Annotated in this window: 1 pseudogene; it reads right to left on the bottom strand. The window is 64.1% G+C overall.

The window, feature by feature from the left end:
• A pseudogene (locus E4K09_RS07620) lies at positions 1-223 on the bottom strand (electron transfer flavoprotein-ubiquinone oxidoreductase); the annotation flags it as partial.

The following is a 223-nucleotide window of genomic DNA, read 5'->3' on the forward strand; positions in this document are numbered from 1 at the left end:
ATGATGGCGCGGGCCCCGTAGCCGATGCGCTTTGCCCCCTCGAACACGTCGCGCACCATCGGGTGCGTCTTGAAGCGCTGGAACTCGTCGAAGGGCGAGAGCGTCGGGTTCGTGTAGTTGAGGTGCACCACAAAGCCCACCGACACCAGGTGGTCGTCGAAATGATAGAGCCAGGAGCCGCCGCCGGAATTGTTCGGCAGCGGCCAGCCCATGGAATGGCGCA

Origin of the sequence: Microvirga pakistanensis, assembly GCF_004458765.1 — a bacterium.
Taxonomy (GTDB): Bacteria; Pseudomonadota; Alphaproteobacteria; order Rhizobiales; family Beijerinckiaceae; genus Microvirga; species Microvirga pakistanensis.